Origin of the sequence: Campylobacter concisus, assembly GCF_002165785.1 — a bacterium.
Taxonomy (GTDB): domain Bacteria; phylum Campylobacterota; class Campylobacteria; order Campylobacterales; family Campylobacteraceae; genus Campylobacter_A; species Campylobacter_A concisus_W.
Genome location: NZ_NDYO01000006.1, coordinates 187,125 through 201,030, shown reverse-complemented (window position 1 = coordinate 201,030; position 13,906 = coordinate 187,125). Strand labels below are relative to the sequence as shown.

General features: G+C 38.2%; 16 protein-coding genes and 1 pseudogene. 7 read left to right on the top strand and 10 right to left on the bottom strand.

Annotation, left to right across the window (positions count from 1 at the left end; translation table 11 throughout):
- Position 1: 1 nt before the first annotated feature.
- Positions 2-1,198 (top strand): MFS transporter, encoded by a 1,197-nt coding sequence (locus tag B9N62_RS05810; RefSeq protein ID WP_087584758.1) that lies wholly within the window; start codon positions 2-4, stop codon positions 1,196-1,198.
- A 48-nt stretch (positions 1,199-1,246) separates the two neighbouring features.
- Here B9N62_RS05810 and B9N62_RS05805 read toward each other — a convergent pair whose 3' ends face one another.
- The 9 genes and pseudogenes from B9N62_RS05805 to B9N62_RS10490 form a co-directional block, all read right to left on the bottom strand.
- Entirely contained in the window at positions 1,247-2,071 is an 825-nt protein-coding gene (locus tag B9N62_RS05805; RefSeq protein ID WP_081004427.1) for a CheR family methyltransferase, read from the bottom strand.
- Positions 2,058-2,627 (bottom strand): CheB methylesterase domain-containing protein, encoded by a 570-nt coding sequence (locus B9N62_RS05800; protein WP_021090732.1) that lies wholly within the window; start codon positions 2,625-2,627, stop codon positions 2,058-2,060. The genes B9N62_RS05805 and B9N62_RS05800 overlap by 14 nt, the downstream gene beginning before the upstream one ends.
- Positions 2,628-2,738: 111 nt before the next feature.
- Positions 2,739-2,999 (bottom strand): FlhB-like flagellar biosynthesis protein, encoded by a 261-nt coding sequence (locus B9N62_RS05795; RefSeq protein WP_021090972.1) that lies wholly within the window; start codon positions 2,997-2,999, stop codon positions 2,739-2,741.
- A complete protein-coding gene (gene fliK / locus B9N62_RS05790; protein ID WP_087584757.1) occupies positions 2,999-4,645 on the bottom strand; it encodes a flagellar hook-length control protein FliK in 1,647 nt (548 codons plus the stop codon). Before fliK ends, B9N62_RS05795 begins: the two co-directional genes overlap by 1 nt.
- 3 nt (positions 4,646-4,648) lie before the next feature.
- The gene (locus B9N62_RS05785) at positions 4,649-5,893 is read right to left on the bottom strand and encodes an MFS transporter (RefSeq protein WP_087584756.1); all 1,245 of its coding nucleotides are present in this window, start codon (positions 5,891-5,893) and stop codon (positions 4,649-4,651) included.
- The gene (locus B9N62_RS05780; RefSeq protein ID WP_257640192.1) at positions 5,883-6,440 is read right to left on the bottom strand and encodes a hypothetical protein; all 558 of its coding nucleotides are present in this window, start codon (positions 6,438-6,440) and stop codon (positions 5,883-5,885) included. Before B9N62_RS05780 ends, B9N62_RS05785 begins: the two co-directional genes overlap by 11 nt.
- The gene (locus B9N62_RS05775; protein ID WP_084040822.1) at positions 6,391-6,669 is read right to left on the bottom strand and encodes an AtpZ/AtpI family protein; all 279 of its coding nucleotides are present in this window, start codon (positions 6,667-6,669) and stop codon (positions 6,391-6,393) included. Before B9N62_RS05775 ends, B9N62_RS05780 begins: the two co-directional genes overlap by 50 nt.
- The gene (gene hemL / locus B9N62_RS05770; RefSeq protein ID WP_087584754.1) at positions 6,669-7,952 is read right to left on the bottom strand and encodes a glutamate-1-semialdehyde 2,1-aminomutase; all 1,284 of its coding nucleotides are present in this window, start codon (positions 7,950-7,952) and stop codon (positions 6,669-6,671) included. Before hemL ends, B9N62_RS05775 begins: the two co-directional genes overlap by 1 nt.
- 266 nt (positions 7,953-8,218) lie before the next feature.
- Positions 8,219-8,554, bottom strand: a pseudogene (locus B9N62_RS10490) (c-type cytochrome); the annotation flags it as partial.
- Between the two features lie 83 nt (positions 8,555-8,637).
- Between B9N62_RS10490 and folD the strand changes: the two are divergent.
- Genes folD through B9N62_RS05750 form a run of 3 tightly spaced genes read left to right on the top strand, consistent with a single transcriptional unit; the run spans position 8,638 to position 11,049 of the window.
- Entirely contained in the window at positions 8,638-9,498 is an 861-nt protein-coding gene (folD, locus tag B9N62_RS05760; RefSeq protein ID WP_087584752.1) for a bifunctional methylenetetrahydrofolate dehydrogenase/methenyltetrahydrofolate cyclohydrolase FolD, read from the top strand.
- 2 nt (positions 9,499-9,500) lie between these two features.
- Complete coding sequence (gene lepB / locus B9N62_RS05755) at positions 9,501-10,406, top strand: signal peptidase I (RefSeq protein WP_087584751.1); 906 nt, start codon at positions 9,501-9,503, stop codon at positions 10,404-10,406.
- Positions 10,393-11,049, top strand: coding sequence for a site-2 protease family protein (locus B9N62_RS05750; protein ID WP_087584750.1), 657 nt, complete (start codon positions 10,393-10,395; stop codon positions 11,047-11,049). Before lepB ends, B9N62_RS05750 begins: the two co-directional genes overlap by 14 nt.
- 18 nt (positions 11,050-11,067) lie before the next feature.
- Here B9N62_RS05750 and B9N62_RS05745 read toward each other — a convergent pair whose 3' ends face one another.
- Positions 11,068-12,453: a DUF4139 domain-containing protein gene (locus tag B9N62_RS05745; protein ID WP_087584749.1), complete on the bottom strand. Its 1,386-nt coding sequence runs from the start codon at positions 12,451-12,453 to the stop codon at positions 11,068-11,070.
- A gap of 110 nt (positions 12,454-12,563) precedes the next feature.
- On the opposite strand from B9N62_RS05745, the gene rpiB reads away from it, so the two are divergent.
- The 3 genes from rpiB to apt are packed head-to-tail and all read left to right on the top strand — an operon-like array spanning position 12,564 to position 13,905.
- Positions 12,564-13,007: a ribose 5-phosphate isomerase B gene (gene rpiB / locus B9N62_RS05740; protein WP_087584828.1), complete on the top strand. Its 444-nt coding sequence runs from the start codon at positions 12,564-12,566 to the stop codon at positions 13,005-13,007.
- The gene (locus B9N62_RS05735; protein WP_002939538.1) at positions 13,004-13,336 is read left to right on the top strand and encodes a hypothetical protein; all 333 of its coding nucleotides are present in this window, start codon (positions 13,004-13,006) and stop codon (positions 13,334-13,336) included. Before rpiB ends, B9N62_RS05735 begins: the two co-directional genes overlap by 4 nt.
- A gap of 20 nt (positions 13,337-13,356) precedes the next feature.
- Positions 13,357-13,905 (top strand): adenine phosphoribosyltransferase, encoded by a 549-nt coding sequence (apt, locus tag B9N62_RS05730; RefSeq protein WP_087584748.1) that lies wholly within the window; start codon positions 13,357-13,359, stop codon positions 13,903-13,905.
- Position 13,906 lies beyond the last annotated feature (1 nt).

Genomic DNA, 13,906 nt, shown 5'->3' with positions numbered 1-13,906 from the left:
GTTGAAAGAATATCTTAAACTTTTAAAAGAAGAGAAAAATTTTCGCCTCTTAAGCATCATTCAGCTTATATGCTATTTTGGCGTATGGTTTTCGCACACAGGTATTTTTACCCTTCTTATCAAGCTTGACGCTCCTGTTTGGGCGATTACGCTAAGTGCAGCGATGGCATTTATCCCAGGTGTTGTCATAGCTCCGTTTAGTGGAATTTTAGTTGATAAATTTAGCCCAAAACCAATGCTTGTCATCATGATGGCAGTTGAGACGATAAGCGTTTTCATGCTTCTTTTTATAGACTCACTTGATTTTTTATGGCTACTTTTACTTATCATTTTTGTTAGAAATGGCACTGGCGGAATGTATTTTCAAGTAGAGATGAGCGTGCTGCCAAAAATTTTAAGCAAAGAAAATCTCAAACTCGCAAACGAGATCCACTCTATCATCTGGGCAGTCTCATACACCGCTGGTATGGGGCTAGCTGGAGTTTATATACACTTTTTTGGGATAAAAAGCGCCTTTTTGCTTGATGGCATACTCTACATTCTTAGCTTTGGATTTTTATATTTTTTAAATTTGCAAGGTCTAAAGCCAGAATTTATAGAAAAACCACTAAAAATGCTAAAAAATGGGCTTAAATATCTAAAAGAAAATAGGCTCATCGTGCATCTTATATTTTTGCACGCCTTTGTTGGCATTACCGCTTATGACGCATTGATCGCACTTTTGGCTGATTACAAATATGCAAATTTACTCTCGACATCATTAATTATAGGACTATTAAATACTTCAAGATCCATTTCACTTATGTTTGCTCCAGCCATACTTAGTAAATTTATAAATAAAAATACGCTTATTTTCGTATATATCGGTCAAGGACTTGGTATTATTATTTGGGCTTTATCGCTTTGGAATTTTTATCTATCGCTTATTGGCATTATCTTTGCTGGATTTTGCACATCAAGTCTTTGGAGCTACACCTATACAATGCTTCAGCAAAACTGCAAAAAAGAATTTTATGGCCGAGTGATTGCATATAACGATATGGTTTTTCTTGGCTTTAGTGCTCTCATTTCATTTATCATTGGTCTGCTTTATGATATTGGACTTAGCGTTGAGATGATTGCAAGTTTTATGGGAAGCCTCTTTTTTATAGGGGCTTTTTACTATCACATCGTATTAAAAAGCTATAAAATAAGATAATTGATTTTAAATTAAGTCGCCTAAGTTAAAAGGCGACTTGGCAAATTTTTATTTTTTTAGATAGTAGGTAGTTCCATTTGAAAAGCGCTTTTCATAAGCTGGAGTGTAAGGCACAAGATCAGCGTGCCCAGCGTAAAGCCTACCATCTGGCTTAAGCAATTTATGAAGCCTCTCAACGCATTTTAATCTAAAATCATCATCAAAATAGATCATCATATTTCTTGAAAGCACGATATCAAATTTTCCTAGATTAAAAATAGCATCATCAAAAACATTTAAAATTTTAAACTCACACCTTGGTAAATTTTCTTTTTTTATCTTAAATTTATCATCGACTTTTGTAAAAAATCTCTCTTTTTGAAAATCGCTTAATCTGTGCAAGCTCCTCTCACTAAAAATGCCGTTTTGACAGCTTGCTATGGCTTCTGAGTTTATATCTATACCTACGATTGAAATTTCATGCTGTTTAAATCCCATCTCATAAGCAAGCATCGCAAGCGAATATGACTCATCTCCAGTAGAGCAAGGGGCGCACAAAATTCTAGCTCCTCCAAGCTCCTTTGCGTAATAGATCACATCTTTAAGTTGAGGTAACTCTCTATAAAAATAAGTCTCATTTACAGTTACTAAATTTAAAATATCTTGTCGCAAGCTTGAGTTATATCTTATCATTGAAACAAGATCTTTAAAGCTTTTTATCTGGCGATCCCTAATAAAAATGGTAATTCGCTGCAATGTAATATCTCTTTTTGGCTCCAGATCAACTCCGCAAAGAGTTTTGATAACATTCATAAATTCATTAAAACTATCCATATCTTGTGAAGTATTTGTTTGCATTGTTTTTGTATCTTTTGCGTCATTAGTTAATAGCATTTAAAAAATCCTCCAGCTCTTTTTTTATCATAGTTAGATTTAATGATTTTAAGCTTTGATTTAGCTCCTTTGCACGTTTTGGCATACCATAAACTATCGCGCTCTCTTCATTTTCAGCTATACATTTTGCTCCAGCCTTATAAAGCTTATCAAGCCCAGATGCACCATCATCTCCGATGCCAGTTAGCAAGATAGCTAGGACATTTGCGCTTTTACAAATTCCAACTCCAGATTTAAACAGCACATCAACATTTGGCGTATATATAGTCTTTTCTTCTGTATTTGGTTTTGCACTAATTGGTAAATTTGGTGACACCACCACATTTTGTTCACAGACATATACGGTATTTTCTTTTAAAATTTTCCTCTCATTTAAAATTTCAACATCCAAGCCACACTCTTTTCCGATTTGCATGGCAAAAGAGTTTATAAACATTTTATTCATGTGCTGGGCTATCACGATGATAGCTCCATTTAGTTTTACGTTTTTTAGTAACTTTTTTAAATGCCCAGGCCCGCCAGTAGACGCCCCTATTAATATTAATTTTTGTGCCACAAATAGCCTTTAAAATTTTAATTTAATATTTAGCTTACGCCACTTTTTGTATATCGTCAATATCCCCGCTACTCTTTATATGCCTTGCTAATTTTTAAGCAAATTTATAGATCATTTCTTTGTGATCTTATATAAAAAGCTAAAAATTTCAGCAACAGCTTTATATAAATTTGGTGGAATTTCTTGATCAACTTCAACCTTGCTTAAAATTTCAATAAGATCAGGATCCTCTTTGATCGGTATATCATGCTCTTTTGCAAGATCAATTATTCTATTTGCTATCTCACCAGCGCCACTAGCCAGCACTCTTGGAGCATTATCTTTAGATCTGTTGTAGCCAAGAGCTACTGCTTTTTTCTTATTTACTTGCATTAAATTTTCTTATCAAAGCCCACATCAAGGCCACCAAATTTTTTAAATCTATCATTTAGCTTTACTTTTGACAAAGTTTTGATATTAAAGTTTGAAACTATGAGTCCAAGCTTTGATATTGCTTGTTTTAATTCGCTAGAGTTTGAGAGGATTAGCTCCTTAAACTCATTTGTTTGCGTAGCTACCGAAAGATCAATATATCTTTTATCAATAAGTCCAACCATCACATTTATCTGTCCAAATTTCTTAAAATTTAGATCGATCTGAGCGTAAAATTTATCCTTTTTGCCTTGCTTAAATGCGATATTTCCACCCTCAACGCCGTCCCAAATATAAGGCATATAAGTTTGGATCCCGCCTTGAAGGCTTGATATCATTTGATGCATCTCGATCTGCGAAATCATCTTATTTGCAGCATTTACGCTTTGTGAGTTTTGACTCTTTTCACTGATATTTAAAAGCGTACTTTTTATATCTTGGCTTAGCACTTTTGAAATTTCGCTGCTATTTTTAGTCGTAATGTTATTTATATCGTTTGTAGCGAGATTTAACTGCTTTAAGAGTGCCTTACTCTCACTTAGCTCATTTTTAGCCAAACTTGCCTTAGCATCAGCAAGACTTAGGCTATGAGCAAGACGCCTCGCCGCACTTTGGAGCTTATCTTGCAAGCTACCATCCTTTGAAACATCGCTCATCTCATTAAACGCTTTTACAAGCCCTGCTTCATCGCCTATATTATTTAGCGTTTTTAGATCATTTTTTATGCTATCAAGGATAGTTTTTAGCTCTTTATGATTTTGGCTAAAACCAAAATTTTGATTTAGCTTTTCATTTGCTAGGCTTGCGACTTTCTCGCTTAAATTTGAGATGAAATTTTGCATTTTGCCTATTTGATTTTTTACTAGCTCGCCATTTTGATCTTTTGAAAAATTTTTATCTAAAAATTTAACCACACTATCAAGCTTATCAACATCTTTTAAAAGCGTTTTTATATTTGAGTTATCAAGGATGTTTTTTGCGTTGCTACTCGCTTTTTCAAGTATAGAAGCAAGTTTTGAAAAAGAGTTTTGATTGTCTAATTTTTCATCATTTAGGGTTAAAATTTGATTTAGCAAATTCCCGCTTGAGAGATTTTTTATATCGCTTAGTAGCTTCTGAACCGAGTTTGGAAGCTTCTCTGGGCTAAGTGCGTCTTTTAAATTTGCTTCAAGCATTACGCCTGAGTTTTTGATCTGTTCATTTAGTGAGCCGGCTTTTAGATCGGCTATTGGTTTTAGAAATTCTTTTAGTTTTAAAGCAAGATTTTTTATCTCGCTATTTTCATTTTGCGCTGCTTCTGTTTCTAAACTTTTTGCAAGGTCTGATAGCTCGCTGGCTAAATTTGGAGCGATTTTCGTATCTTTTGCCTGAGATAAAATTTGTTCAGCCTTGCTAAGACTTGAAGCACTTTTTAAATCATCAAGAACCCTAGCAACTAGCCTACCAACGTTATCAAGAGCATTTGAGACGGTCTGTTCGCTCGGAGTTTGGGCTGGCTGACCCTTAAAAAGAGATCCCTCGTTTTTACGAACGGAGGTGCTAGTAGCGGCATTTTGCCCTGTTTGGACAGAAGTATTTGATATGTTTAAAGAATTTGCTACGTTCATTTTTTACTTTTTATTTTTTCTATCGGCAAAATTTCCATTTTGCTCAATAGTAGCTATGCCAGCCGTTCTTGCAACGAGCCTATCGTTATACTCTTTTCTCATATGCTGTGGTATTGTCTTTTGTGTTAGTGCAAATAAAATAAGTCCAGCAAAAAGCACCAAATAAACATAGATAAAGCCAAATGCTCCAAAAATTTTCATCGCATAGCTCATAAGAAGCGGTGAGAAAAGCGAAGCCAAAGAGTAGCTAAATAACAAAGCACGTGCGACTTGCACGCTTTTAGTTTTATCTGTGATCTCATCATTTGCTCTAGCTAAAGAAAGTCCATATGTGCAAAAAATTCCAGCTCCAAAAAAGAATGAAAGCAGATATTCAATCGTTAAATTTTTGCCATTTAGTAAAAACAAAACCGCACTTATTAAAGCCACACTGCTACAAAGCAAAATAGCTGGCCTTCTGCCATATCTATCAGAGAAACTACCGATAAAAACTTGAGCTAAAAAGCCTCCGATCATCGCAACCGTCATAAAAAATGACGCCTCTTTTGTGCCGTATCCTTGAAGCAAAACAAAAAGGCTTGCCATCGAAAAAAAGCCGTTTATTGCTAAGCCTGCAATGAGCGCACCAACAAGAGCGAGCGGGACGATACCAAAAATTTTTGGGATATTTATGGGCTGACGCTCTGGGATTTGAGGCTGATTTATACGGATCAAATTTAATGGAATGCTTGAGAGCATGATAAAAGCTGCACTTATGATGAAAATTTCAAAGGTATTAAGATCAAGCGCTAAGATCAAAATGCCAAGTCCAAAACTCGTGTAAAAAACGCCTTCGTAAAAGGCTATCACGCGAGATCTTATTTTATTTGGAATTTTTGCATTTAGCCAGCTTTCTATAACCATTAAAAGTGCGTAATAGCAATATCCCAAAAATGCACGCAATATCGCCCAGAATGCTAAATTTTGATTTACCGCATGAAGCATAGCTGAGACTGCAAAAATGGCTGAAAAGATGGCAAAGGCTCTTATGTGACCAGTAGTTGAGATGACTCTGTGAGCTGTAATGGTGCTAATTAACGCGCCTACAAAAAAGCCTGTATTGATTAATCCAATCTCTAGCTCGCCCACTCCATTTTGCTTAAGAAGTGCACTACAAGATGCGATGACTAGGCCATTTCCGATAAAAAGCAAACTCATGCCCAAAAATAGCGGTCCCATCGAGCGGATGATCCTAAAGCTACTTGCCATCAGTATCCTTTGCGGTATTAAATTTATTCTCCATAAGTCCAAAAACAAATGCACCAATAGGCATCGGAGCAAGCCCCACTAAAAAACCAGACACATTTAGTAAATTTTCATTTTTTAAAAAAATAAATCCAAAAAAAAGTATCGCATAAGCGACCAAGCGGTAAGGCATAAAGGCTGCTGCAAAACTCTTATCTTTAAATGAAAATTTTTGCTTTTTTAGCCTTGCTTTCTCATCCTTTAGGCTAAGCTCTTTTGCCTCATTCTGGGGCAAAATTTCTTCATCCTCTTCGTCCTCTTCTTCTATCTTGGCTAAAATTTCATCTCTTGCATTTTCTAGCCGAGAATTTATGCGGTTTTTATAGGCAAAAAAGCTAGCCGTTAGGATGATAAGCGAGGCAAAAAATGAAATTTGCGAGCTTATAAAAAATTGATTTGATATAAATTTGCCAACCGCGCTAAGATCTAGCCAAAGCGCAAAGTAGCAAATAAAAAGCCTGCTAATCGTCCTCATCATCGTCTTTTGTGTAGCCTTTGTATCTGCTTTCATCTTTTAGCTCATCTAGGCTTTTTACCTGTGCTTTGTAAGCTTTATAGACATTTAAAATAGCAGCTGCAATACCGATAGCAAAGCCTATCCAAAGAGCTGGTGTGAAATTTGTAGCCTTTTTTACAAAATACCCTAGCCCAGTGCCAAGCAAGATCGCAACTACGATTGAAACGCCAAGACTTAGTTGCTCAGCACCAGCAACGATATCTTTTATCTTAAATTTTGCCATTAAGCTTTTATCTCCAAAAATGCCTCTTTTGCTGCATTTATCGCAAGGTCTATATCAGCTTCGCTCATCGCATCGCAGACAAATCCTGTCTCAAACTGACTTGGCGCTAGATAAATTCCACGCTTAAGCATCGCTTGGTGAAATTTAGCAAAGAGTTTTGTGTCGCTCTTTAGCGCATCGTCGTAGTTTTTTACTGCATGCTCTGTAAAAAAGTAGCCAAACATAGAGCCACGAACCTCAGTTTGGATGGTAATGCCAGCGCTTTTTGCTGCCTCTTTGAAGCCCTCCATTAGTTTTAGGGCAAGCTTTTCAAGCCTAGCGTATAAATTTGGATCACTATTTATCTTTGAAATCGCCGCTATACCAGCGCTCATAGCCACTGGATTGCCACTTAGCGTGCCTGCTTGATAGACAGCGCCATCTGGGCTTAAGCAGTCCATTATCTCAGCCTTGCCACCAAATGCAGCGACGTTCATACCTCCGCCTATAACCTTGCCAAATGTGATGAGATCAGCGTCCACCTCATGAAATGGATATGAGCCAAGGCGTGAGGCTCTAAAACCGCTCATGACCTCATCAAGGATAAGCACAGCGCCAAATTTATCGCAAAGTGCTCTAAGCTCCTCTAAAAATTTCTTATCAGCTGGCACAAGTCCCATATTTCCTGCAATTGGCTCGATTATGACGACGCCGATTTTGTCTTTATTATTTTCAAAGATGGCTTTTACGCTTTCTATATCGTTATAAACTGCTAGATAGGTGTTTTTCACAACATCTTGTGGCACACCTCCGCTTGAAGCGTTGCCGTATGTCGTAGCGCCACTTCCTGCTTTGATAAGAAGTGCATCGCTGTGTCCGTGATAGCAGCCTTCAAATTTGATAAGTCCGTCTTTTTTGGCATATCCTCTAGCCACTCTGATAGCGCTCATGGTAGCCTCTGTGCCAGAGCTAACGAAGCGAATTTTATCTATTTGTTTAAACTCATCACATATTAGTTTTGCTAGAGCTGTCTCTTTTGGTGACGGCGCGCCGTAAGATACGCCTTGTTTTACAGCAGAGATGATCGCCTCTTCGATATCTTTGTCGCAGTGACCAAAGATTAGCGGTCCCCAACTTTGGATAAAGTCAAGGTATTTTTTACCCTCGACATCGTATAGATAAGCTCCCTTTGCGTGATCGATCATTACAGGCTCACCACCAACGCTTCCAAATGCACGAACAGGCGAATTTACACCACCTGGGATATATTTTTTGGCTTCGCTAAATGCCTCTTTATTTGTCATTTTTTATCCTTTTGATTTTGTGTTTTTAGATTTATTTTTTGATTATCTTTTGGGTTTGCTGCTGGTTTCACTACTGACTTTGGTGCTTGCGTAGTGGCGGTTTTTGCTGACTCAGCTGGCTTAGCTGTGGTAGTTTTAGCTGGTTCTGTAACTTTTGTAGCAGGGGCGGCTTTAGTAGATTGCTCTGGCTGTTTTTGCGTCGTATCAGTGGAAACTGGCTTACTTAAATTTTGTGCTTTTGCTGCTTTTGAAGGAGTATTTATTTTATTTGTAATGTATTCATAAAGAATCGTAGTCTCCTCGTCTGTCAAAAAGTAGCTTGGCATGACACCTTTTGGCTTTGTTAAAGCGGCTTTAAAGCTCTCAAAATCTATATCATTTATCTTTGGTGCTCTAAGCTCATCGTCAACCGTTTTGTTTACCTTTTTGTCAAAGTGCTTGTATTTAGAGATTAGACTGCCCTCGCCCTTTGCGCCGTGACATTTATCGCATCCTATGCCGCGTGGATTTAGATATAGCATCTTGGCGTACTCAGTCTTTGTGATAAAATCAGCTCCAAAAATCGCCACACAAAAAAGCAAAATCAAAAAAACAGACCGCATAAACCTCTCTTTTAAAAATTTAATTTAATTTTAGGTATGATACCACCCTTGTGATTAAAAAAGCTTTTAAATAAGGATCCAATATGAAAATTTTAGACGGCAAAGCCGTATCTTTAAAGGTCAAAGAAAGCGTAAAAGTAAGAGCTGAAGAACTAAAAAAATTTGGCGTCGAGCCAACCTTGGCCGTCGTCTTGGTCGGCGAAGATAAGGCATCTCAAACATACGTTAGAGCCAAAGAGAAAGCTTGCAACGAATACGGCATAAAAAGCGTGGCTCACCGTCTAAGCGAAAATACAACCCAAGCAGAGCTTCTAGCACTTATAAATGTGCTAAATTTAGACGATAGTATCCATGGAATTTTAGTGCAGTTGCCACTTCCAAAACATATAGATACAAACACCGTTTTAGCTACGATTGATCCAACAAAAGACATAGATGGCTTTCACGCTGTAAATGTCGGCAAACTTGTTAGTGGACTAGATGGCTTTGTGCCTTGTACACCACTTGGAGTTATGGAAATTTTAAAAGAGTATGGCATTGACGTGGCTGGACTAAACGCGGTGGTGATCGGTAGAAGCAACATTGTTGGCAAGCCTATGGCAAATTTACTCCTAAACGCCTCTGCAACCGTTACCGTGACTCACAGCAAGACTAAAAATTTAAAAGAAATTTGCAAAAATGCCGACCTCATCGTCGCAGCCATTGGTAAGCCATTTTTCTTAAAGGCTGACATGGTAAAAGATGGCGCTGTAGTCGTTGATGTGGGCATAAATAGACTTGATGATGGCAGACTTGTAGGCGATGTGGATTTTGACGAGGTTGCGCCAAAATGCTCATACATCACGCCAGTTCCTGGAGGCGTGGGTCCGATGACGATTGCGATGCTTTTAAACAACACAATCCTTGCAGCCCAAGCTAAGATAGCTAGCCACAAAAGAGCGTAATAATGAAAAAATTTTTTACTAAATTTTATGACTTTTGCTCAAGCTGGACTGGCACGGTCATCATCGTGCTTTTTGTTATATTTTTCATAGCTCAAGCCTTTGTTATCCCGTCTGGTTCGATGAAAAATACGCTTTTGGTTGGTGATTTTTTATTCGCTAAGAAATTTGTTTATGGCATACCAACACCAAGAATTCCGTGGCTTGAGATAAAAATTTTACCCGAGCTAAATGACAATGGGCATCTTATCACAGGCGACGGTCCTGCAAGAGGCGATATAGTCGTCTTTCGTTATCCAAAAGATGAAAAGACCCACTTTGTAAAACGCTGCTTTGCCACAAGCGAAGATGAGATAGTATTTACCGAAAAAGCCTTGTATTTGCGTCCAAAAGAGGGAGATGATTTTATAAAGGCAAACTGCCGTGAAAATTTAAATGGTAAAGAGAGCAAATTTGGCTACTCATGTAGCGATATAACCGAGCTTGATGGTAAGCTTTTCATAAAAGAGCCATATAGATTTAGCGGCATCCACTACGATGAAAATGTAAATTTATTTGAGCAGATGATTTTCATGCTAAATACAAATAAAGATAGTGTTTTTATGAAGCCAGTGCTAATTGGCTCACTACCGCAAAATCCAAATTTTAACCTTAATGCATTTTATGTAAAAGTGCCAAAGGATGAGTACTTTATGATAGGTGACAACCGCGATCACTCAAATGATAGCCGTTTTTGGGGAAGTGTGGCATATAAAGATATAGTCGGTCAGCCTTGGTTTATATATTTTAGCTGGGACAGCAACTACAATGTGCGTTGGGAGCGTATCGGACGCTTTGTAGATACGATAGAAAACGATGAGTTTTTTACAAAACAAGCTCTAAAAGAGGGAGAAGTTGATGGACTTCACTAATTTCGACCCCATCAAAGTCGCCACTATCGTCATCTCTTTAATAATCGCTATCGTCGGCCACGAGATCGCCCATGGATATGTAGCTTATAAATTTGGAGACAACACCGCAAAAAGCCTTGGCAGGCTTAGCATAAATCCTATAAAACACATCGACCCAGTTGGCACTATCATCGTGCCGCTGGTGCTTTATCTAAGCACTGGTATGATGTTTGGCTGGGCAAAACCAGTACCTGTAAATACCTACATAGTCGTGCGAAATGGCGGCTACAAGGCAGCTATCTACGTAAGTCTAGCTGGCATTTGCTATAACATCATCTTGGGCATCTTGTCGCTTTTTGTGCTAAAGGCTCTGCTAAATATAGAAACCTTTGAAATTTTACTTCAGTTTTTATTTACGCTTGCGCTTTTAAATTTGATGTTAGCCATCTTCAACCTCTATCCGATCCCGCCACTTGATGGCTTTCACGCGCTCGAGTACGCACTTAGAAATTTTGGCTTTCACGCACTGGCTGAAAAGCTTGAGGGCATCTCAAGATATGGCTTTGTCATCCTTATCATCATCCTCATTTCGCCTTTAAAAGATACTATCTTTTATCCGACAAGATACGTTTTAGATATCGCAAGTGCATTTATAAACGGCTAAATTTAGAGCAAATTTGCTCTAAATTTTTGGCTTTGTGATCTTGTAAGAGTACTCTTTTTTAAATTCCTCTTTTGGTGCAAGGCTAAATTTAAGCTCCACCTTGCCATCTTTGCTGATATCTTTTTTATCAAAGCCCTTTATCTCGACCTTTACCGCCTCGTCGGCAGATACTGGCACACGCTCCACCAAAGTGATATCAACGCTCTTGCTTGAGTTATTTTTGACACTTATCTCATAGCCCTCTTCGCTTATTCGCTCTTTGCCAAGAAGCGAGCTCTTTTTAAATTTATTTAAGCGCTCTTTTTTAAGCTCAATTAGCTCGTTTTGTCCTAAAAATAGCTGCACTGGCTCATCTTTTGCTTTCATCTCAAATTCGCCAGGACTACCGACACTCACACCATTAACATAAAACTGCGTTTTAGCTAGAGTTAGATCGTCATTTAGCTTAAAGCTAGCTACGTTATATGCCTTTAGTGAGCCATAAAAATCAGCAAAAACACTAAAATTTGCATCCATTTTTTGCGTGTCGTAAGTTATATATTTGCTCTCGCCTTTTGCTAAATTTATCCCATCTATCTTCCAAATTTTGGCAAACTCATTCTCATCTCTTTGCACACGCATGTCAGCGACCTCAGCGGTGACTTTTGCGGCTCTTAGCATATTTTTCGAAGTGCCGTAACCATCAGCCTCCGCCTCGCTCTCCTCGTACCAAGGGTAAAACTTGCTTGGAGCAAGCGCCTTTTGGTATCTGGTCGGATAGATGGCGAGCTTTAAATTTTTAACATCGCTGGCAAATGGGTTGGTGAGCAAAATTTCTTGTTTTATCAAGATATTTTTGTTTTTCGCGTCTGCGTAAATTTCATTTAGCGTCTTTGGGGCCTCATCATCCATATATGAAAACGTTACCTCTTTTGGTCTGCAATCAAATTTCATATCAAGCTGCAAAAATCCAGCCATCTCGCTTTTTGGCTCATTTTCTTTAAGCGCTTCAAGCTCACTTTTAGCAGCTGAAATTTTCTCGATATTTTCTAGGCTAAATTTATAAAACTCATCAGCTCTTTTTGTCACATCGTTACTTTTGTTTTCTGCTATCAAAGCTTGCTCTATAAACCTGCCTCTTGCTTTTAGTGCCTCAAGCTTGCTACTTAAATTTACAACTTCTTGCTTCCATTTTATGTAACTTGGGCTATTTTCTTCGCTAATCTTTTTTAGATAAGCATTCGCGTCACAATCCCCATTTATAGTGATGCTCTCACTCTGCACACCTTCTGGCACAAAGGCGCTAAAAGAGCTATTTGCGTCGCTAAATTTTTGAGTGATGATGGTTTGATCAGTGTAGATCTCTATCAAATTTTCATTTGCAAAGGCTAACGCTGAAGCCATTAAAAAGAGCGTCTTTTTCATATTTTTCCCTTTTAATAATTTCTAAAATTATAGCCTTTTCTCACATGCAAGCAAAATTTTATTTTAATGCAACTTTGACTATAATCTGCAAAAAATTTATTGGATTTTTCATGAAAATAGATAAAATTTTTATCGCTTGCGATCACGCTGGAGTAGAGCTAAAGGCAGAGCTAAAAGAAGCCATAAAAAAGCTTGGTTATGAAGTCATTGACCTTGGTACGAATGATAAAAATAGCGTTGATTACCCTGATTATGCGCATTTGCTAGCGAGCAAGCTTGAGCCTAACTGCTACGGCGTACTCATTTGTGGTACTGGCATTGGCATTTCAATAGCTGCAAACAGGCATGAAAACGTAAGGTGCGCCCTTTGTCACGACGAATTTACCGCAAGACTTGCAAGAGAACACAACGACGCAAATGTAATTGCTTTTGGCGCAAGAGTTATCGGAGCTGGCGTGGCTACAGCAGCATTTGAAACATTTTTAAAAACAGAGTTTGCAGGCGGCAGGCACGAAAGAAGAGTTAAAAAAATAGAGCTTGAGGAAGCCAAATGATAGGCGAGTGGATCGTTTTTACCGCTCTTGTTTGTGCTGCGATCTACCTAACTGTTATGGTTTTTTACTTCAAAACGCTTCTAAAAAAAGAGCGTGCGACAAAAGATTTTATGAAAAATAACCTCCAAGACACCGAGGTCGTCATAAGAAAATTTCAGATCCAACTTCAGCGAAGCCTCGGTAACATCGACATCTTAACAGACGAGCTAAACAAAACTAAAAACGACGTGACCTCGCTTCGCACAAGAAATTCCCAGTACCGCTTAGAAAACGACAAGCTAAGACAACGCATACGTGAGCTTGAAGGCAAGATCGAAGCGCTACTTTAACATCAAATTTAAGGAAATTTATGAAAATTTTAGATCAAAAAGGCAAAGAATTTTTACTAAACTCTATTCGCTGCATAAACGACTTTCCAAAGCCTGGCATCGTTTTTAGAGATATCACGACACTACTAAACAACAAAGAGGCATTTAACTTTTTGATAGATCATTTGGTGGCTAGATATGAGGGTGCAAATATCGACTACATAGCTGGCATAGAGTCACGTGGCTTTATCTTTGGCGCGGCACTTGCAGCAAGACTAAGGCTACCTTTTGTGCCTATTCGCAAGCCAAAAAAACTGCCTTTTATCACGCTTTCTCAAAAGTATAGCCTAGAATATGGCGTCGATGAAGTGCAAATTCACATCGATGCTTTTGGAGAAAAAGCGGACGCTAGAGTGCTTTTGATGGACGATCTCATAGCCACTGGAGGCACTGCAAAGGCCTCAGTTGAGCTTATCAATCAAACTAACGCAACCTGCGTTGAAGCGTGCTTTCTCATAGATCTAGTCGATCTAAAAGGTAGCGAAAAGCTAAAATCGCTTACTAAAATTTACAGCGTTTTAGAGGTTTAGA